This is a genomic window from Streptomyces sp. KR80 (genome assembly GCF_052245555.1).
Classification (GTDB): Bacteria; Actinomycetota; Actinomycetes; order Streptomycetales; family Streptomycetaceae; genus Streptomyces.
Map to the genome: position 1 here is coordinate 39,037 of NZ_JBQQCD010000022.1, position 19,371 is coordinate 58,407.

Below are 19,371 nucleotides of genomic sequence, written 5' to 3' on the forward strand. Positions count from 1 at the left end.
GCCGCGCCACCCATGCCGTCGCGTCGCCGTCAGGTCTCCGGCTGCGGCGCCGGGGCGAAGACGGGTACGGCCATGGGGGCACCCCCAGGGGGAGTACCTCCAGGGGGAGGTAGCTGGGGGACGTCGCCGCGGAAGCGGACGTACAGCGCCATGCCGATGCGGAGGTCCTCCGCCGCGCAGTCCACGATCTCGGTCATCATCCGCGGGCCCTCGGCGAGTTCGACGACCGCAGCGACGTACGGGACGCGGCCGTCGAAGGGCGGCAGGTCGTTCCTGTGCACCACTGACCATGTGTAGAGGGTGGCACGGCCGCTCGCCCGCTCCCAAGTGACGTCCTCGCTCCAGCAGTGCGGGCAGAACTCGCGCGGGTAGTGGTGCGGGGCGGTGCAGTCCGTGCAGCGCCGGATGAGCAGCCGCCCGTCCGCGGCCGCGTCCCAGTAGGGCCGGGTGATGTCGTCCGCCTCGGGCCGGTCGAACCGCGGCGCGCTCACAAGAACAGCCCCCAGAGGTTGTCCAGCGACCAGGCCTGCCAGCTCATCGCGAAGAGGGCGACGAGCGAGATCAGCGCCATCATCGCGTTCTGCCCCTGCTCGGCCCAGTCGTGGATCATCAGCACCAGGTAGATCAGATTGAGCAGCAGGCCTCCGGCCAGGGCGATCGGGGTGAGGAAACCGAGCACCAGACCGAGGCCGAGGGCGAGTTCGGCATACACCACCACGTAGGCCATCAGCTTGGGGCGGGGCCGCACCACCGCGTCGAAGCCACGCCGCACGAACGGCCAGCGGTGCTCCGCCGCGACATCGGCCGCCCAGGCGATCCCCGTTCCGCGCTCGAACCAGCCCTTCCTGTCCTTGTGCCGCCAGCTCTCCAGCCACCACAGGCCGAGGCCGATACGGAGCACCGCGAGCCACTCGGCCCCGCTGAGCCAGATCGTCTGCACCGAGCACACCCCCATCTCAAGGGATTTCCTGACGGTACGTCAGTTCAGCGGAAGCGGGCGGTACGCGCAAGGCCTCGCGGGACGTGATCGATCCGCAACCGATTTCGATGCACACGTGACGGGCGCACGACAATCATCCGGGTACGCTCACGCGCATGCCCGACATCGCCCCCACGCCCCCTACGCCCTCCGAGAGCCGCGAGGGCCGTTCCCCGGTGTACGTCATCGGCGCCGGACCCGGCGGACTGGCCACCGCGGCCGCCCTGGGTGCACAGGGGGTGCACGCCGTCGTGCTGGAGAAGTCCGACTCGCTGGGCGCAGCGTGGCGCGGGCACTACGACCGGCTGGAGCTGCACACCACACGTCGGCTGTCCGCGCTGCCCGGGCTGCCGATCCCGCGCTCGTACGGGCGCTGGCTCGGCCGGGACGCCGTGGTGCGCTACCTGGAGCAGTACGCCGAGCACCACCGGCTGGAGATCGCCACCGAGGTCGAGGTGTCCCGCATCGAACGGTCCGGCTCCGGCTGGCTGCTGCGGGCGGTCGGCGGCCGGGAACTCACGACGGACACGGTCGTCGTGGCGACGGGCTTCAACCACACGCCGTACGTCCCGCACTGGCCGGGCCGCGACACCTTCCGTGGCGAGCTGCTGCACGCGACCCACTACCGCAACGCCGCGCCGTTCCGCGGCCTGGACGTGCTCGTCGTCGGCACGGGCAACACGGGAGCGGACATCGCCGTCGACCTCGCCGAGGGCGGGGCGTCACGAGTACGCCTCGCGGTGCGCACCGCACCGCACATCGTGCGCCGCACAACGGCGGGCTGGCCCGCCCAGGCGACCGCCATCCTCGTACGGCGGCTGCCGCGCCGTGCGGTCGACCGGGCGGCGCGCACGATCGCCCGGATATCCGTGCCCGACCTCACCCCGTACGGGCTGGCCCGCCCGGACACCGGCCTGTACTCCCGGGTCCTGGAGGGGGCGATCCCCATCCAGGACGTCGGGCTGATCGACGCGGTCCGGTCCGGGAAGGTCGAACCGGTGGCAGCCGTGCAGGGCTTCGAGGACGACAAGGTGATCCTCGCCGCGGGTGCCCCCGTCACGCCCAATGTGGTCATCGCCGCCACGGGTTACCGCCGCGGACTCGAGAACCTGGTCGGCCACCTGGACGTGCTGGACGACCGGGGCCGCCCGCGCCGCCACGGGCGGCGCCCGGCCGCCCCCGGCCTGCACTTCACCGGCTACACCAACCCCATCAGCGGCACGCTCCGGGAGCTTGCCATCGACGCCGGGAAGATCGCGCGCGCCATCGCCCGGCAGCGGGCGCGCCGCCGGGGTGCGCCGCGCCCCTGACGAGGCGCCGTCGGCCGTTTCTCCTGCAGCCCTGTTTCCTGACGCCGCGTCAATTAAGTAATCTGACAACGCGTCAGCTAGATGCTCGTCATGTCGGCCATCGAACAGGAGCGAGCGGGAACGATGCTTGGATCGACTCACGGAACCCTCAGCACCCACTCCCGCCCCGCCCGCGTCGCGGCCTGCGGCGCGCCTCCCAAGACAGTGGTCCACAGCACGGCCTCCGAGGTCACCGACACGGACGTCAGCGGACGCCCGCTCCATGCGCCCGTCCCCGACCTGGACCGGTTCTTCCGGCCGGAGTCCATGGCCGTCGTCGGCGCATCCGACAGCGAAGGGCGGCCCAACACCGGTGTCACACGCCGGCTCATCGACTGGGCCGAGCGCGTCGGCGCCCGCCTGCACCCGGTCAACCCGGGCCGCGGAACAGTCTTCGGGATCCCCTGCCTCCCCTCCGTCGCCGACCTTCCCGAGCCCGTCGACCTCGCCGTGCTGCTCGTCGCCGACCCCCTTCCGGTGATCGCGGAACTCACCGACGCCAAGGCGCGGTTCACCGTCGTCTTCGCCTCCGGGTTCGCCGAGACCGGAGACGAGGGCGCCGCCGCCCAGGCCCGGCTGGCGGCCGCCGTCCGGCGCTCCGGCCTGCGCCTGCTGGGTCCCAACACCAACCTCAACGCCTTCGAGGAGTTCCGCGACGACCTCGAAGGGCCCGCGATCGCCCTCATCACGCAGTCCGGCCATCAGGGCCGTCCGGTCTTCGCCCTCCAGGAGCTGGGCATCCGGCTCTCCCACTGGGCGCCCACCGGCAACGAGGCGGACCTGGAAACCGCCGACTTCATCTCGTACTTCGCCGCACAGCCCGAGATCGGTGCCATCGCCGCGTATGTGGAAGGGCTCAAGGACGGCCGTGCCTTCCTTCTCGCCGCCGACCGGGCGGCCCGGAACAAGGTGCCGGTGGTGGCGATCAAGGTCGGTCGCACGGAGACCGGCGCCCGCATGGCGGCCTCCCACACCGGCAAGCTCACCGGCGCGGACGAGGTGGTGGACGCGGCCATGCGGCAGTTCGGCGTGATCCGGGTCGACGGGCTCGACGAGTTGCAGGACACCGCCGCACTCCTGGCGCGCGCCCGCCCGCCCCGCGCCGATGGGGTCGCCGTCTATTCGATCTCGGGCGGTACGGGCGCGCACTTCGCGGATCTGGCCGCCGCCGCCGGGCTGCAACTGCCCACTCTCTCCACCGGGAAGCAGACCGAACTGCACCAGTGGATACCGGACTACCTCGGCGTCGCGAACCCGGTCGACAACGGCGGCCACCCGGTGGGCGACTGGCGCGGACGGAAAATCATCGACGCGATCCTCGCCGACCCGGCCATCGGCGTCCTCGTGTGCCCCATCACCGGCCCCTTCCCGCCGATGAGTGACAAACTGGCACAGGATCTGGTGGACGCGGCGGAGGCCACCGACAAGCTGGTCTGCGTGGTGTGGGGCTCTCCGGTCGGCACCGAGGACGCCTACCGGACCACCCTGCTCGGCTCCTCCCGCGTCGCCACCTTCCGCACGTACGCCAACTGCATCACCGCCCTCCGTGCATACCTCGACCACCATCGCTTCATCACCGGCTACCGCTCGCCCTTCGACGACGCGCCCCGCACGCCGTCCCCTTCGGCCCGCAAGGCGGAGGGCCTGCTGCGGCCGGGCCACCAGCTCAGCGAGCACGCGGCGAAGCAACTGCTGCGGGCGTACGGCATCCGCGTGCCACGCGAGCAGCTGGTGACCAGCGCGGCCGCCGCGGTCCGCGCCGCCGGACTGGTCGGCTTCCCGGTCGTCATGAAGGCCTCCGCGCCGCAGCTGGCCCACAAGACCGAACTGGGCCTGGTCAAGGTCGGCCTGACGTCGGCCAGCCAGGTCCGGGAGGCCTACCGCGAGCTGACCGACATCGCCCGCTACGAGAACATCTCGCTGGACGGCGTGCTGGTCTGCCAGATGATCGAGCGCGGTGTGGAGATGGTCGTCGGCGTCACCCACGACAGCCTGTTCGGCCCGACGGTGACGGTCGGCCTCGGTGGGGTGCTCGTGGAAGTGCTGCGGGACGCGGCCGTACGCGTGCCACCGTTCGGCGAGACCGAAGCCCGCGCGATGCTGCGCGAACTGCGCGGACACGCCCTGCTGGAGGGCGCGCGCGGCGCGCCGCCCGCCGATCTGGACGCCCTGGTCGAGGTCGTCCTGCGGGTCCAGCGCATGGCGCTCGAAGTGGGTGACGGCCTCGCGGAGCTGGACATCAACCCCCTGGTAGTCCTGGACAGAGGCCAGGGCGCGGTCGCCCTCGACGCACTGGCCGTCTGCCGATGAACGACGCGACTCGCCCGGCACACCGGCCCGCCGCGAGGTCAGCCGCAGAGCGTCGGCGTCGGTCGCCCACCGAACCCCACGGTCGTTCGCGGCCCAAGGGCCCGGTCCGGCTCGTCGTGTCTTTCCCGCCCCCCGTACGGGAAAGACACGACGACGCCGGTCGCGGCGAGCGTCGCTGCGGCCGCCGTACCGCGGCCGCCAGGGCGGCAAGCAGAGTCGCGAGCGCAACGACCGCCTCGACCCTGCAAGCCTCCCGACCGCAGCGGCCGATGGTGCCTTCCGGGCACCCCGACGCGTCCAACGCCGCAGTACGACAAGGAGCTTCCGCATGACTGCCTCCCCCGAGAAGTCCCTCGAGTCATTGGTACTGCACGCCACTGACAACGGCGTCTCGTGGATCACCCTCAACCGCCCGGAAGCGATGAACGCCATCACCCCTGAGCAGCGGGAACGCATCATCTCGCTACTCGGGACGGCCTCCGCCGACCCGGATGTGCGGGCCGTCGTCGTCACCGGCACGGGCAAGGGGTTCTGCGCGGGTGCCGATCTGCGCGGCAGCCGGGCGGGCACCGGCGGCGAGCGCGTGGCGGGCGACGTGGCCCGGATGATCCGCTCGGGGGCGCAACGGCTCGTCGCGGCCGTACTCGACTGCGAGAAGCCGGTCGTCGCGGCCGTCAACGGCACCGCCGCGGGCATCGGCGCACATCTCGCCCTGGCCTGCGATCTCGTGCTCGCGGCGGAATCGGCCACCTTCATCGAGGTGTTCGTGCGCCGCGGCCTCGTACCCGACGGCGGGGGCGCGTATCTGCTCCCACGGCTCATCGGCCCGCACCGGGCCAAGGAGCTGATGTTCTTCGGCGACGCGCTGCCCGCGCCCGCTGCCGAGCGTCTGGGGCTGGTCAACCGGGTCGTCCCCGCCGATGACCTGGAGAAGACGGCACGGGAGTGGTCCGAGCGGCTGGCCGCCGGTCCGACGCGCGCCCTCGCCCTCACCAAGCAGCTGGTCAACGCGTCCCTCGACACCGACCGCGGCACGGCGTTCGCCGCCGAGGCCGCAGCCCAGGAGATCAACATGACGACGGCCGACGCCGGCGAGGGCGTCGCGTCCTTCGTGGAGCGCCGTTCCCCGCACTACCGAGGCTGCTGACGCTTCCCCGGACGGGCTGGGGGAGTGGAGGTGGGCAGCCAAACACTTTACGCATGCGGCCAGTTGGCGCCCCAGGAGCATGGCGTGCGGTGTCATGTCACGGGGGTCACGGTAAAGGCCCTTCCAATCTGACGCCCTATCAGATTCAATGGGTCGCATGATGGGACACGCAGGCATGGCGGCAACGGTCGTGCGCTATCTGCGAGCGGTCGGCTCGCCGACGGGCGTGGAGCGACCGATCGACCCGCTCCCGCGCCCCGACCTCCGGGCGGTGCGGGAGGACGAACGACGGCCGGTCGACCCGACGGAGTTCCGGCGCGTCCTCGGCCACTTCGCCTCCGGCGTCACCATCGTGACCGCGCCCGCCCCGGAAGGCGAGAGCCGCCCCGCGGGGTTCGCCTGCCAGTCCTTCGCCTCGCTCTCCCTCGATCCGCCGCTGGTCGCCTTCATGGTGGGCCGTACGTCCGCGACCTGGCCCCGTATCGCCCGGGCCGGCGTCTTCTGCGTGAACGTCCTGGGCGCGGAACAGGACGGCCTGTGCCGCGACTTCGCGGTGAGCAGCTCCCGGCGGCCGGACAAGTTCGCGGGCGTCCCTCATGCGCCGGCACCCGTGACGGGGTCGCCGCGCCTGGAGGGCGTACCGGCGTGGATCGACTGCACGATCCACGCCGTGCACACCGGTGGCGATCACCTCATCGTCGTGGGCCGCGTCCAGGCCATGGGCACGGACGACGAGGCCGCTGCGGCCGGGCCGCTGCTCTTCCACCGTGGCGCGTTCGGCCGGTTCACCGAGCCGCGTCAGCGGCCCTGAGGCCGCGCGGGCCGCCCAGCAGACCGAAAGGTGAGCCCTTCGAGCGCGTCGACCGGCCCTCCTCTGGGCCGGCCCAGGAAGTGGACCGGCCAGGTCCGAAGCCCCCGCCGCGCGCGGCCCCTCAGAAGGTCAGCACACCGCGCGCCACGCGCCCGTGGTGGGCGTCGTCGGCGGCCTTCGCGAAGTCCTCCACCGGGTAAGTGCCGGTGACGAGTTCGTCGAGCATCAGCCGCCCCGCGCGGTAGAGCTCGGCATAGAGGGCGATGTCGCGCTGGGGCCGCGAGGAGCCATAGCGGCAGCCGAGGATCGACTTGTCGAGATACATCGAGGAGACGAGAAAGGACGCCTCGGCGGTGGCGGGCGGGACGCCCAGCAGGATCGCCTGACCGTGCCGGTCGAGAAGGTCGACGGCCTGGCGGATGAGCCGGGTGTTGCCCACGCATTCGAAGGCGTGGTCCACGCCACTGGGGAGGATCTCCCTGACAGCCGCCGAGGTGTCCGGGACGGCGGACGCGTCGATGAAGTGCGTCGCGCCGAACTGCCTGGCGATGGCTTCCTTCGCCGGGTTGGCGTCCACCGCGACGATCGTCAACGCCCCTGCGATCCTGGCGCCCTGAAGGACGTTCAGTCCGATCCCGCCCGTCCCGATCACCACCACCGTGTCTCCGCGGTCGACCCTCGCCCGGTTGAGGACGGCACCCACGCCGGTCAGCACACCGCAGCCGATGAGGGCCGCCGAGGTGAGCGGAATCTCCGGGTGGATTCTGACGGCCTGGACCGCCTTGACGACGGTGCGCTCCGCGAACGCGGAGTTGGAGGCGAAGTTGTGCAGCGGCTGACCGCCGCGCGAAAAGGGTTGTCCGGGCCGGCCGATCGCCTTGCGGCACATGGTCGGACGGCCGCGGTCGCACTCGGCGCAGGTGCCGCAGTTGGCGAGCGTGGACAGAGCCACGTGGTCGCCGGGCTCGACATGGGTGACGCCCGCGCCCACCGCCTCGACCACGCCCGCGCCCTCGTGACCGAGGACGACCGGCACCGGGAAGGGGATGGTCCCGTCCACGACCGACAGATCGCTGTGGCACAGGCCCGCCGCCCGGATACCGACGAGAACCTCGCCCGGTCCGGGGTCACGGACCTCCAGGTCGTCGACCACCTGGGGCGCGCGACCGTCGAAGATGACGCCTCTCATGGCTCTGATCCCTTCAGTACGGCACGTCAAGACGGCCAGACGACGGACTGGAGTTCGCTGTACGCATGCAGGCCGAACGACCCACCGTCCCGGCCGACGCCGCTCTCCTTGAAGCCCCCGAAGGGGGTCTCGGGGTGGCGCTGGACGGTGTTGATGCCCACGTTTCCGCTGCGCAGCCGGGCCGCCAGCGCCCAGGCGCGGCCCGCGTCGGAGCCGAACACGTAGTCGTAGAGTCCGTACGGGGTGCCGTTGGCGATCCGGACCGCCTCGTCCTCGTCTTCGAACGGGATCGCCACCACCACCGGACCGAAGAGCTCTTCCTGCGCGACCGTCATGTCGGGAGCGACATCGGCGAGGAGCGTCGGGGCCACATAGAAGCCCGTCTTGACATCGGGCCGCTCCCCTCCGACGACGACCCGAGCCCCTTCCTCCCGCGCTCCCGCGATGTACGTCTCGACGCGATCGCGCTGCGCGGCGGAGATCACCGGGCCCACGATCGTGGAGTTATCCACAGGGTCACCGACGGTCAGCGCACCGGCGTATCGTCGAAGACCGGCGACGACCTTCTCGTACAGCGATCGATGTACGAGGGCGCGGGTCGGAGCCGTGCAGATCTGACCGCTGTGGAACGACCAGGTAGTACCGACAGCCCTGATCGCCGACGTGATCACCGTCTCGTCGGCGTCCTCCAGCACGATGGCCGCGCCCTTGCCGCCGAGCTCCATGAGGGTGCGCTTCATTGTCTCTCCGGCGGATTGGGCGATCCGCCTTCCCACGGCAGTCGATCCGGTGAAGCTGATCATGTCGACATCGGGGTGCCCGACCAGCGCCTCACCGGCCGCCGCGCCCGAGCCGGTGATGACGTTGAAGACGCCGTCGGGCAGCCCCGCCTCCTGGAGTAGCGGGCCCAACTCCAGGCAGCCGAGCGGGTCCTGCGGGGCGGGTTTGGCCACGACCGTATTGCCCATGGCCAGAGCGGGCGCGGCCTTGCCCGCGAGATTGACGATCGGGAAGTTGTAGGAGGTGATGCAGCCGACGACACCGACGGGACGGCGGACGGCCGCGGCTGAGATGAGCCCGCCGGGCGCGAGCGGGCTCGCCTTGACCGGCTGCGGTGCGAGCGGGATGACGTCCGGCTCGACGGCGCCGCGCGCATAGCGCCGGAACCGGTCGGCGGCGGTGGGGACTTGCATGGTCGACGCGACGCGCAGGGTCGCGCCCGTCTCCGCCTGGAGAAGCGGCACGAGCTCCTTGCCGCGCTCGGTCAACAGATCGGCGATCCGGTCGAGCACGGCGGCGCGCTCCCGCGGATCGGTGCGCGACCACTCCTCATACGCGACCCTGGCTGCGGCGACGGCCTCCGCGACCTCGTCCCCGCTCGCCTCGGGAGCGTGGCCGACGACCTCCTCGGTCGCCGGGTTGATGACGGGGTAGTGGCCCGCGAGGGGTGCGCGCCACGAGCCGCCGATCCAATGCTGGTACGTCGTCGTCATCGCGATTCCTTGGGCAGGCCGAGCACCCGCTCGGCGATGATGGTGCGCTGGATCTCGTCCGAGCCGCCGTAGATGGTGTCGGCGCGGGAGAAGAGGAACAGGCGCTGCATCGCGTCCAGTTCGTACGGGCGGTCCGCGGACCAGTCCGCCGGACCGAGGGCGGCCGCCGCGCCCCGTACCTGCATGGCCAGTTCGCCGAGCCGCTGGTGCCAACCGCCCCACAGCAGCTTGGCGACGCTGGGGGCGCCCGGGTCGTCGGCCGTCCCCAGGGTCCGCAGGGCGTTCCACCGCATGGTGCGGAGTTCGGCCCACTGCCGCACGAGCCGGTCCCGCAGGACCGGGTCCTGTGCCGCGCCGGTGCGCAGCGCCAGCCCGATGACCTCGTCGAGCTCTTCGGCGAAGCCGATCTGCTGGACCAGCGTGGACACGCCGCGCTCCCGTTCGAGCAGGCCCATGGCGACCCGCCAGCCGTTGCCCGGACCACCGACCACGTGCTCGGCCCGTGCCACCGCACCATCGAAGAACACCTCGTTGAACTCGGCGGTGCCGGTCATCTGCCGGATCGGGCGGACCTCGATCCGACCGGGCTGGTCCATCGGCACCAGCAGAAAGGAGAGACCGTGATGGCGCTGTGAACCCGCCTCCGTCCGGGCGAGGACGAAACACCAGTCCGCGTCCTGCGCGAGAGAGGTCCAGATCTTCTGCCCGCTGATCCGATAGGTGTCGCCATCCCGTACGGCGGCCGTCCGGACGGCGGCGAGATCAGACCCCGCACCGGGCTCGCTGTAGCCCTGGCACCAGAGCTCCTCGCCGCGGGCGATCGACGGCACGAACCGGTCGCGCTGGACCGCGTCTCCATAGGCCAGCAGCGTGGGGGCGAGCAGGTTCTCGCCGATGTGGCCGACCCTGCCGGGGGCCCGGGCACGGGCGTACTCCTCGGCCCAGACGACCTGTTGGGTCAGGCTCGCCGCACGGTTGCCGTAGGTCCCGGGTGCCCGGTCCCACCCGAGTCCGATCCAGCCGTCGGCCCCGAGCTCGCGCTCCCACGCCCGCCGCACGGCAGTGCTCTGCCTCGCGGCGTCGGCGAACTCTCCCTCGAGGTGCGCCTCGAGCCACTCCCGCGCCTCCGCGCGAAACGCCTCGTCCTCCGGCCCAAACCCGAACTCCACGCCCGCCTCCCTCAATTCACCCCGGCCTTCGGCCGGGGTCTGTCTCCCACCCACCCGTTTCTGTGGGTGCCCCGAGCTGAGGCACCTCCGGCCTCGCAGGGGGCCACCCCGGCGAGGGGCTACGCATTGGGGCGGGAGCCGCGGGCCGCAGCCGCGGCCATCTCCTCCAGCCGCTCCAGCATCGGCATGGGGTCCTTCCCCACCGACCCCGGCAGGAAGTCGGCGATCCGCTCCGGAGTCCACGAGCCCTCCGCGTAAGCCGCGCGCAGCTCCCTCGGCTGGGCCCAGACAGCGATCTTGGGGCCGGCCATCGTGTAGACCTGGCCGGTGATCTTCTCGGCCCGGGCCCGCTCACTCAGCAGATAGACGACCAGCGCGGCCACGTCCTCCGGTTCGCCGATCTCCTTCAGCTCCATCGGCACGTTGGCGGACATGCGGGTCCGGGCCACCGGAGCCACGCAGTTGGCCGTCACCCCGTACTTGTGCAGGCCCAGTGCCGCGCTCCGTACGAGCGAGATCACCCCGCCTTTCGCCGCCGAGTAGTTGGCCTGCGCCACGCTCCCCTGGTGATTGCCGCTGGTGAAGCCGATCAGCGTGCCGCCGCCCTGCCGCCGCATCACCGCCGAAGCCGCACGGAAGACCGTGAAGGTGCCCTTCAGGTGAGTGGCGACGACCGGGTCCCACTCCTCCTCGCTCATGTTGAAGAGCATCCGCTCGCGCAGGATCCCCGCCACGCACACGACGCCGTCCACCCGCCCGAATTCGGTGAGCGCCACATCCACCACGCGCTGCCCGCCCGCCATCGTCGCGACGTCGTCCGCGACGGCCACCGCCTGTCCGCCCGCCGCCTCGATCTCCTTCACCACGGCGTCGGCGACCTCACTCGTCGGCGAGGCGCCCTCGACCGAGACCCCGTAGTCGCTGACAACGACCCTCGCGCCCTCGGCGGCGCACATCAGCGCCACGGCTCGCCCGATGCCCCGGCCGGCGCCGGTGACGGCCACGACCTTGCCTGCCAAGAAGTTCCCCACGCCGGCCCCTTCCCGCGCTATCTGACGGACCGTTAGATTCTCGATACTGGTGAGTCCGAGCACAAGACCCGTCGACGAAGTAATGGCGCAGCCACACGCCGGAGCCACCCACCTGCCCCCCTGACCCACCCGAACCACCCGCCGTCCGCATCCGAGGAGGACCCGATGGCGCTGCCCCCGGAGTTTCACGAGATCGCCAAGCGCGTGAACAACTGGGGCCGTTGGGGCGAGGACGACGAGATCGGCACGCTCAATCTCGTAACCGACGAGGTCGTACGCTCCGCCGCGGCCGGCGTCCGCACCGGCCGCCGTATCCCGCTCGCGCTTCCCCTGCAGCAGGACGGCGTGCAGACCGGCCTGATCCCCGGCCGGATCAATCCGCTGCACACCATGATCGCCGTCAACCAGCGGATGTTCGGTCCCGGCACCGTCGCGACCAGCGACGACGTCGTGACGATGGCCCTCCAGGCGGCGACCCACTGGGACGCCCTCACCCATGTCTCACACTCCGGCAGGATCTACAACGGCCGTCCCGCCGACTCGATCACCGCCCACGGCCGTTCCGCCTTCAGCGGCATCCACACCGCCCGGCACATCGTCTCCCGCGGCGTCCTGCTCGACGTCGCCCGTGCCCGGGGCACGGACCGACTCGACGGCGACCACGCCGTCACCCCCGAAGACCTTGAAGCCGCCGAGGATCTGGCGGGCACCACCGTCCGCCCGGGCGACGTCGTCCTCGTACGGACCGGCCAGATCCAGCACTACCTGGCGGGCGACCGGCACGGTTACGCGTTCCCGTCACCCGGCCTGTCGATCCGCTGCCCCGAGTGGTTCCACGCCCGCGATGTCGCCGCCGTCGCCAACGACACCCTCACCTTCGAGATCTTCCCGCCGGAGATCGAGGACCTCTGGCTGCCGGTCCATGCCCTCGACCTCGTCGAGATGGGCATGCTCCAGGGCCAGAACTGGAATCTGGAGGAGTTGTCCGAGGCCTGTGCGGAGGAAGGGCGTCATGCGTTCCTGCTCTCCGCGATGCCCGAACCGTTCGTCGGAGGAACCGGGACGCCCGTCGCGCCGGTCGCGATCCTCTGACCGGCAACCGGCTGCCGACCGGGGCAACCGGCTGCCGAGTGGGGCCGACTTGCCCATGGCCCGACCCCGGTTTCGGGTGGCGGTGCGCTCATACGCGCCCCGAGCGCGGCACAGCGAACCGCCACCCGGCTCCGGCGCTCGGGCCCCGCCGCAATGCCGCGCCGACCGCCATGACACGCATGGCTTCCCTGGCCGCATCCACAGACGCCGGACCGCGACCCGCACTCGCCAAGGAGCCGTGAACCCCGAACTGCCGGGAGACCAGACCCATCGACGTCCCCTCACGACGAATCGCTGACGTCAAGAGTGATCAAGTGAACATGGGGCGTCAATACCTGGTCTGGACTTTGACGACTATGCCCGATTCGTCATGGCGCACGGCGGTTCGTACGCGCCGGTCACTCCCAGCGCGGGCCGACTGCGGTCGACTTCGCACCAGATGCTCTTGCCCGCGCCCTCCGCCCGCCAGCCCCACCGATCGGCGAGCCCGTCCACGAGCTCCAGTCCGCGCCCGTTGGTTTCCTCACCCTGAGCATGCCGCGGCATCGGGGGGCGGAGACTGCGATCGGCGACCTCCACGCGCACCGTCTCCGCGCCACGCGCGCGCAGCGCCGACGCTTCCACCGCGCCCGCAGCCGTACCCGGCACGGAGGCGGCGGCGTCCGCGTCGGGCAGGAGCATCCGCAGCACGGCCGGACAGCCGGTGTGCACCACGGCGTTGGTGACCAGTTCCGAGATCAGCAGGATCAGAGTCTCCGCAAGAGGTTCGTCAGGTTCTATGCCGGATCGTGCGAGCCGCGAACGAGCCCACGTCCGGGCCCGCCCCACTTCCGCGGGATCGGGCCTCACCTCCAGCTGAACCTGAAGCACCTGCACCGCTCACACCATCCGAACCGGCGGACACATCGCCTCGCGCCTCCACGTGATCACATTCCGTGATCCCGACGAGACACAGCATGGTTGACGTACAGTCACCCCAACAAGCGCTTCGGGCATATTCCGACGCAAAGGAGTACGCGTCCTGCATACTGTGCGACGCGCATTGCGGGGGATCGAACAAGCGGGTTTCCGACGCTTCCACCCGCCGCGAGCGGGGCACATGCGCCGACCCGAGGTCGTCATCGAGACCACGTCGGGACGGTTGCGCCTCAGAACCACTCGCACCCAAGGGAGATTACCCGAGCCCGCGGCCGACTCCCCCCTGTAACGAGTCACGTATCGGACACAACCCGATATCGACGCTCAGTGACGCCGTCAGACGAATCGTTCGGACATGTCATCGATGAGGCCCGCGGCGAGGATCTCCTCCGCCTCGGCGGCCGACTGCCACTGTCCGGCCCGCACCCAGGCGCGCTTGAGATGCAGATGCACATCCGCCTCCCAGGTGAAGCCCATGCCGCCGTGCACCTGCAGACAGTCTCGGGCATTGCGTACGGCGGCCTCGTCGGCGAGAAGTTTGGCCGCGGCGCAGTCACCGGCGTTTCCGGTGACTGCGGCGGCGTACACGGCGCTGCGGGCGACCTCGGCTCGTACCAGCATCTCGGCACAGAGATGCTTCACGGCCTGGAAGGCACCGATCGGCTGCCCGAACTGTTCGCGTTCACCCGCGTACCGGACAGCCATGTCGAGCGTGCGGCCCGCGCTTCCCAGTTGCTGGGCGGCCGTCAGCAGCGCGGCCTCCCGCCGCAGCACCGCAGCATCGCCGCAGACCTCGAGAGTACGGGTCCGGGCGGTACGGGTCGGGTCGCCGGCTGCCGTCACCGTGCGCCCCGCTCCCGAGGCCCGAGGCGACGCGGACAGGGCTGCCGTCACCGCGCCGCCCGCGACGCGATGCAACGGCGTGGCGGGATCGACCGATCGCACCGGCACCGCCGCAACGTCATCCGCACCCAGGACCCGCACACCCGCGCCGTCAGGGCCCACGACAATGACGGCGTCCGCCCCAGCCAAGTGCTCGGCGAGCACCGCGTCCTGCACCCGCCTGCCGGGGTCGCGTCGGCCCGCGGCGCATCCGTGCTCGTGTCCGTTCCCGTCCCGCCCCCCAGGGGTGGGAGCTCCAAAGGCAGGTTCCGCCAGGTCGATCGCGGTCACCACGGCCTCCCCCTCGGCCGCGCCCGCCACCAACCCCGCCGCCAGGTGCGTCGCCACGAGCGGACCGGGCAGCAGCGCCCGGCCCGCCTCCTCGAACACGAGCACCGCCTCCGGGAGGCCCAGCCCCACTCCGTCGTCCGCTTCGGCCAACCGCAGCGTGAAGAAGCCCGCTTCGCCGAGCTCGCGCCAGAGCCGACGGTCGAGGATCGGCTGTCCGTTCGACGCCGCGCGGTCCGCGGTCGTCGTTCCACCGCCCCCACTCTCCGTGGCACCGTCGGCGAACGCCCTCTCCTCAGTCGCACCGTCGACCACGGCGCGCAGCCGCTCACGTGGAAAGCGCCTGGAGAGCACCGCACGGAAACCCTCCCGGAGCGCCCGCTGATCCTCCGTGATCCTGAAGTCCACCGCCGCTCACCGCCCCTTCGGCAGACCGAGAAGCCGCTCGGCGACGATGTCGCGCTGGATCTGCGAGGTGCCCGCCGCGATCGTGTACGAGAGCGATGACAGCCGGTCCGCAATCCACGCGTGGTCGGTGTCCACGGCCCCTGCCGCCCCCAGCACCTCGGCCGCCGCGTCGTACAGCTCCTGCCGCGCATGCGAATAGCGCAGTTTGAACACCGACCCGCCGACCCCCGGCACGCCCGCGCCCGCGTGCTGCGCCTCGCTCACATTCCACTGCGTGAGCCGCCAGAGGGCGGCGAACTCGGCGTTCAGCCGCCCCAGGCGGCGCCGCAGCACCGCGTCGTCCCACCGGCCGTTCGCCCGCGCCGTATCCGCGAGTTCACCGAGCACCCGCCGGCAGGCGACGACCTCGCCCACGAAGGCGGTGCCCCGCTCGAAGGACAGGGTGACCATGGTGACCCGCCACCCGTCGTTCTCCTCCCCGACCCGGTACGACACCGGCACCCGCACCTCGTCCAAGAAGACCTCCGCGAACTCCTCCGACCCGGCGAGCGTCCGCAGCGGCCGCACCGTCACCCCGTCCGCGTCCATCGGCATCGCCAGCCAGGAGATGCCCCGGTGCTTCGGCGCGTCGGGGTCGGTACGCACCAGCAGCTCGCACCAGTCGGCGACCTCCGCATGCGAGGTCCACAGCTTCGTGCCGCTCACCACATAGCAGTCCCCGTCCCGCACCGCCCGCGTCCGCAGCGCGGCCAGGTCCGAGCCGGCGCCGGGCTCGCTGAACCCCTGGCACCAGACCTCCTCGCCGCGCAGGATGGGCGGCAGCCAGCGCCGCCGCTGCTCCTGAGTCCCCACGGCGGCGATCGTCGGGCCTGCGTGCAGCAGCCCCACGAAGTTGGCGCCCACGTACGGCGCACCCGCCCGTTCCGTCTCCTCCAGGAAGATCAGGTGCTGGGTGGGGGTCGCACCCCGCCCGCCCGCGTCCTCGGGCCAGTGCAGTCCCGCGTACCCGGCGTCGTACAACGCCCGCTGCCAGCCCAGGTCGTAGGCCCGGCGCGCGGGCCAGTCACCAGCGTCGGGCTTCGCAGGCAGCTTCGGCAGCACCTCGGCCAGCCACGCCCGCAGCTCACGCCGGAACGCTTCCTCCTCCTCGCTGTACGTGAGATCCATCAGCGGTCGAGATCCAGGTCCAGCATCCGGATGGCGTTCCCGCGCATTAGCTTGTAGACGGTCTCGTCGTCGAGGCCCTTCACATGATCGAGCGCTACCTCCTTGGTGTGCGGGAAGGTCGAGTCCACATGCGGATAGTCGGTCTCGAAGGTCGCGTTGTCGCGCCCGACGACGTCCAGCGACGCCACCCCGTGCTTGTCGCGGAAGAAGCAGCAGAAGATCTGCCGGTAGTAGTACGTCGACGGGGGCTCGGGGATCAGATCCCGCACCCCGCCCCACGCCCGGTGCTCCTCCCATACGTCGTCGGCCCGCTCCAGGGCGTACGGAATCCAGCCCATCTGCCCCTCGCTGTACGCCAGCTTGAGCCGCGGGAACTTCACCAGGACGCCGCTGAAGAGGAAGTCCATCATCGACGCCATCGCGTTGTTGAAGCTGAGCGAGGCCTGGACGGCCGGGGGCGCGTCGGGCGACGCGGCGGGCATCTGCGAGGACGAGCCGATGTGCATGTTCACGACCGTCCCGGTCTCCTGGCACGCGGCGAAGAACGGGTCCCAGTAGCCGGAGTGGATGCTCGGCAGCCCGAGGTAGGTCGGGATCTCGCTGAAGGTCACGGCCTTCACGCCGCGCGCGGCGTTCCGCTGGATCTCCGCGACAGCGAGCTCGATGTCCCAGAGCGGGATGAGGCACAGCGGGATGAGGCGGCCCCCGCTGTCGCCGCACCACTCCTCCACCATCCAGTCGTTGTACGCGCGCACGCAGGCCAGCGCGACCTCCTTGTCCTTGGCCTCGGCGAAAGTCTGGCCACAGAACCGGGGAAAGGTTGGGAAGCACAGCGAGCCCTCGACGTGATTGAGGTCCATGTCCTCCAGCCTGGCCTTCGGATCCCAGCAGCCCCGCCGCATCTCCTCCCGCGTGATGCCCTCCAGCGTCATCTCGTCCCGGTCGAAGCCCACGGCCGCGATGTTCCGCTTGTACGGGAACTTCAGGTCCTCGTAGATCCACCAGTCGGTCGGCGGACCGTCGGGGTCCATGGTGATGACGTACTTCCCTCCCACGTACGCCAGCTCTCCGATGCCGGCAGTCATCGGCTTGGGGCCGCGGTCCCGATACTTGGCAGGCAGCCAGGTCTCGAAAAGGTGCGCGGGCTCGATCACGTGATCGTCGACGCTGATGATCCGAGGCAGCTCCATCGTCTTCCCTCTTTTCTGATGGCCCGTCAGCTAAGGAGGCTAGCTCGCACCCCCTGGACCGACAAGGCGCACCGCCTTACGCTTCCAGCCTGTCTGACGACCCATCAGGTCTTGAGAGGGCGGTTCGCCATGGACAACCGCGGTGCTTCCAGGACAGAGCCGACGGCGCTCGAGAGCCGGCAGGCCGGCGCGACGGCCGTCGGCGAACCCGTGCCGGACGGCCGCCACGACGGAACCCACCCCGCTCACGCACTGGGCACGTCGGACACCCTCTGGGAACTCGTCGAGCGGCGAGCGGCGCTGACGCCTGACGCACCCGCGCTCCTCCAGGCCGCCGACACCGCGAGCGAAGACCGCCGCCTGACCTTCGGGGAGCTGCGCACCCGCGCCGAGCGGACCGCCGCAGGCCTGTACGCACTCGGCGTACGGCCCGGCAGCAGGGTCGCCTGGCAGCTCCCCACCCGTATCGAGACAGTGATCCTGTCGATGGCGCTCGCCCGCCTCGGCGCCGTGCAGAGCCCGATCATCCCGATCTACCGGGGCCGTGAGGTCGGCTTCGCACTGCGCACCGCCGGGGCGCGGTTCTTCGCCGTACCGGGCGAGTGGCGCGGCTTCGACTACGCGGCGATGGCCCGCCGTCTCGCCCGCGAGGGCGGCGAACCGCTGGTCCTGATCGACGCGTACGACACCCTCCCGGACGGGGATCCCGCCGTCCTGCCCCCACCCCCGGCTCCGGAGGACGGCCACCAGGTCCGCTGGATCTACTGGACCTCGGGCACCACCTCCGACCCGAAGGGTGTTCTGCACACCGACCGCAGCCTGATCGCGGGCGGCTCATGCCTGGGGCATGCGCTGCGGCTCACGACCTCCGACGTCGGCTCGATAGCCTTCCCGTACGCGCACATCGGCGGGCCGGACTATCTGGTGATGCTGATGCTCTACGGGTTCCCGGCCGTGCTGCTCGAGCAGTTCGCGCTGCCCGGTTCCCTGGACGCCTACCGGCGCCACGGAGTCACCGTCGCAGGCGGCTCCACCGCCTTCTATTCGATGTTCCTGAACGAACAGCGCAAGGACCCGTCACGCAAACTGATCCCCTCGCTGCGGCTGCTGGCGGGCGGCGGGGCGCCGAAGCCGCCGGAGCTGTTTCACGAGGTGGGGGCGGAGTTGGGCTGTCGGCTCACGCACGGCTACGGCATGACCGAGGCCCCGATGATCACGATGGGCTCGCCCGACGACACCGACGAACAACTCGCTCACACGGAGGGCCGAGCACCCAAGGAAATGGAGATCCGGATCGTCGACGGCGAGGTACGGCTACGGGGCGAGGCCGTCTGCTGTGGCTACACGGACCCGGCCCAGACTGCAGCAGCGTTCGACGCGGAGGGGTTCTTCAGGACCGGCGACCTGGGATACGTCCGGGAGGACAGCCATCTGGTCCTCACGGGGCGACTCAAGGACGTCATCATCCGCAAGGGCGAGAACATCTCGGCGAAGGAGATCGAGGAACTGCTCTACGAGCACCCGGACGTCGGCGACGTCGCCGTCATCGGCCTGCCGGACGCCGAGCGCGGCGAAATCGTCTGCGCGGTCATCGAGCAGTCGGAGGGCGCCGAGCCACTGACGCTGGACGCGGTCACCGAGCATCTGCGGGCGACGGGGCTGTCAGTCCACAAGCTCCCGGAGCGGCTGGAACTGGTCGAGACGCTGCCGCGCAACGAGACGCTGCGGAAGGTCCTCAAGTACAAACTCCGGGAGCAGTTTGGCGGGGCGTGAACGCCCCACCAGGGGTGGGTCTGCCACCCGACGCAGGTGGGTCGGGTGCGCGGGGATACGCCCCCAGCTACCGCTGGGAGGTGCCCCCACCTCGTGGCGGCTTGCGTGCGGCTGGTTTCTTCGGCTTCCCGCCGTGAAGCACGCCGCCCTGCGGGGGCATCCCGCCACACCCCCT

The 19,371-nt window shown here is 71.0% G+C and carries 16 protein-coding genes; 6 read left to right on the forward strand and 10 right to left on the reverse strand.

The window, feature by feature from the left end:
• Window positions 1-29: 29 nt before the first annotated feature.
• Window positions 30-491 (reverse strand): Zn-ribbon domain-containing OB-fold protein, encoded by a 462-nt coding sequence (locus tag ACTWQI_RS25345; RefSeq protein ID WP_443274048.1) that lies wholly within the window; start codon window positions 489-491, stop codon window positions 30-32.
• Window positions 488-940 (reverse strand): DoxX family membrane protein, encoded by a 453-nt coding sequence (locus ACTWQI_RS25350; protein ID WP_443274050.1) that lies wholly within the window; start codon window positions 938-940, stop codon window positions 488-490. The genes ACTWQI_RS25345 and ACTWQI_RS25350 overlap by 4 nt, the downstream gene beginning before the upstream one ends.
• 155 nt (window positions 941-1,095) lie before the next feature.
• Here ACTWQI_RS25350 and ACTWQI_RS25355 point away from each other — a divergent pair, with 155 nt between their 5' ends.
• From ACTWQI_RS25355 to ACTWQI_RS25370, 4 genes are all read left to right on the forward strand, one after another.
• Window positions 1,096-2,289, forward strand: a complete 1,194-nt coding sequence (locus ACTWQI_RS25355; protein ID WP_443274051.1) for a flavin-containing monooxygenase — start codon at window positions 1,096-1,098, stop codon at window positions 2,287-2,289.
• Window positions 2,290-2,412: 123 nt separating this feature from the next.
• Window positions 2,413-4,638: an acetate--CoA ligase family protein gene (locus ACTWQI_RS25360; RefSeq protein ID WP_443274052.1), complete on the forward strand. Its 2,226-nt coding sequence runs from the start codon at window positions 2,413-2,415 to the stop codon at window positions 4,636-4,638.
• Window positions 4,639-4,966: 328 nt separating this feature from the next.
• Window positions 4,967-5,785: an enoyl-CoA hydratase/isomerase family protein gene (locus ACTWQI_RS25365; RefSeq protein ID WP_443274053.1), complete on the forward strand. Its 819-nt coding sequence runs from the start codon at window positions 4,967-4,969 to the stop codon at window positions 5,783-5,785.
• 157 nt (window positions 5,786-5,942) lie between these two features.
• Complete coding sequence (locus tag ACTWQI_RS25370; RefSeq protein ID WP_443274054.1) at window positions 5,943-6,596, forward strand: flavin reductase family protein; 654 nt, start codon at window positions 5,943-5,945, stop codon at window positions 6,594-6,596.
• Window positions 6,597-6,717: 121 nt separating this feature from the next.
• Here the strand turns inward: ACTWQI_RS25370 and ACTWQI_RS25375 are convergent, their stop codons facing one another.
• From ACTWQI_RS25375 to ACTWQI_RS25390, 4 genes are all read right to left on the reverse strand, one after another.
• Entirely contained in the window at window positions 6,718-7,785 is a 1,068-nt protein-coding gene (locus ACTWQI_RS25375; protein ID WP_443274055.1) for a Zn-dependent alcohol dehydrogenase, read from the reverse strand.
• A 26-nt stretch (window positions 7,786-7,811) separates the two neighbouring features.
• Window positions 7,812-9,278 (reverse strand): aldehyde dehydrogenase family protein, encoded by a 1,467-nt coding sequence (locus tag ACTWQI_RS25380; RefSeq protein WP_443274056.1) that lies wholly within the window; start codon window positions 9,276-9,278, stop codon window positions 7,812-7,814.
• Window positions 9,275-10,447, reverse strand: a complete 1,173-nt coding sequence (locus tag ACTWQI_RS25385; RefSeq protein WP_443274057.1) for an acyl-CoA dehydrogenase family protein — start codon at window positions 10,445-10,447, stop codon at window positions 9,275-9,277. The genes ACTWQI_RS25380 and ACTWQI_RS25385 overlap by 4 nt, the downstream gene beginning before the upstream one ends.
• A gap of 119 nt (window positions 10,448-10,566) precedes the next feature.
• Entirely contained in the window at window positions 10,567-11,478 is a 912-nt protein-coding gene (locus ACTWQI_RS25390) for an SDR family NAD(P)-dependent oxidoreductase (protein ID WP_443274058.1), read from the reverse strand.
• A 165-nt stretch (window positions 11,479-11,643) separates the two neighbouring features.
• On the opposite strand from ACTWQI_RS25390, the gene ACTWQI_RS25395 reads away from it, so the two are divergent.
• Window positions 11,644-12,570 carry a cyclase family protein gene (locus ACTWQI_RS25395; protein WP_443274059.1) on the forward strand — a complete coding sequence of 309 codons (927 nt, stop codon included), beginning with the start codon at window positions 11,644-11,646 and terminating at the stop codon, window positions 12,568-12,570.
• Window positions 12,571-12,924: 354 nt separating this feature from the next.
• Here the strand turns inward: ACTWQI_RS25395 and ACTWQI_RS25400 are convergent, their stop codons facing one another.
• From ACTWQI_RS25400 to ACTWQI_RS25415, 4 genes are all read right to left on the reverse strand, one after another.
• Window positions 12,925-13,446, reverse strand: coding sequence for an ATP-binding protein (locus ACTWQI_RS25400; protein ID WP_443274060.1), 522 nt, complete (start codon window positions 13,444-13,446; stop codon window positions 12,925-12,927).
• Between the two features lie 378 nt (window positions 13,447-13,824).
• Window positions 13,825-15,066 (reverse strand): acyl-CoA dehydrogenase family protein, encoded by a 1,242-nt coding sequence (locus ACTWQI_RS25405; RefSeq protein WP_443274061.1) that lies wholly within the window; start codon window positions 15,064-15,066, stop codon window positions 13,825-13,827.
• Between the two features lie 6 nt (window positions 15,067-15,072).
• Window positions 15,073-16,233, reverse strand: a complete 1,161-nt coding sequence (locus tag ACTWQI_RS25410; protein WP_443274062.1) for an acyl-CoA dehydrogenase — start codon at window positions 16,231-16,233, stop codon at window positions 15,073-15,075.
• Window positions 16,233-17,423, reverse strand: a complete 1,191-nt coding sequence (locus tag ACTWQI_RS25415) for an amidohydrolase family protein (RefSeq protein ID WP_443274063.1) — start codon at window positions 17,421-17,423, stop codon at window positions 16,233-16,235. Before ACTWQI_RS25415 ends, ACTWQI_RS25410 begins: the two co-directional genes overlap by 1 nt.
• 129 nt (window positions 17,424-17,552) lie before the next feature.
• On the opposite strand from ACTWQI_RS25415, the gene ACTWQI_RS25420 reads away from it, so the two are divergent.
• The gene (locus tag ACTWQI_RS25420; protein WP_443274064.1) at window positions 17,553-19,196 is read left to right on the forward strand and encodes a class I adenylate-forming enzyme family protein; all 1,644 of its coding nucleotides are present in this window, start codon (window positions 17,553-17,555) and stop codon (window positions 19,194-19,196) included.
• The last annotated feature ends 175 nt before the right edge of the window (window positions 19,197-19,371 follow it).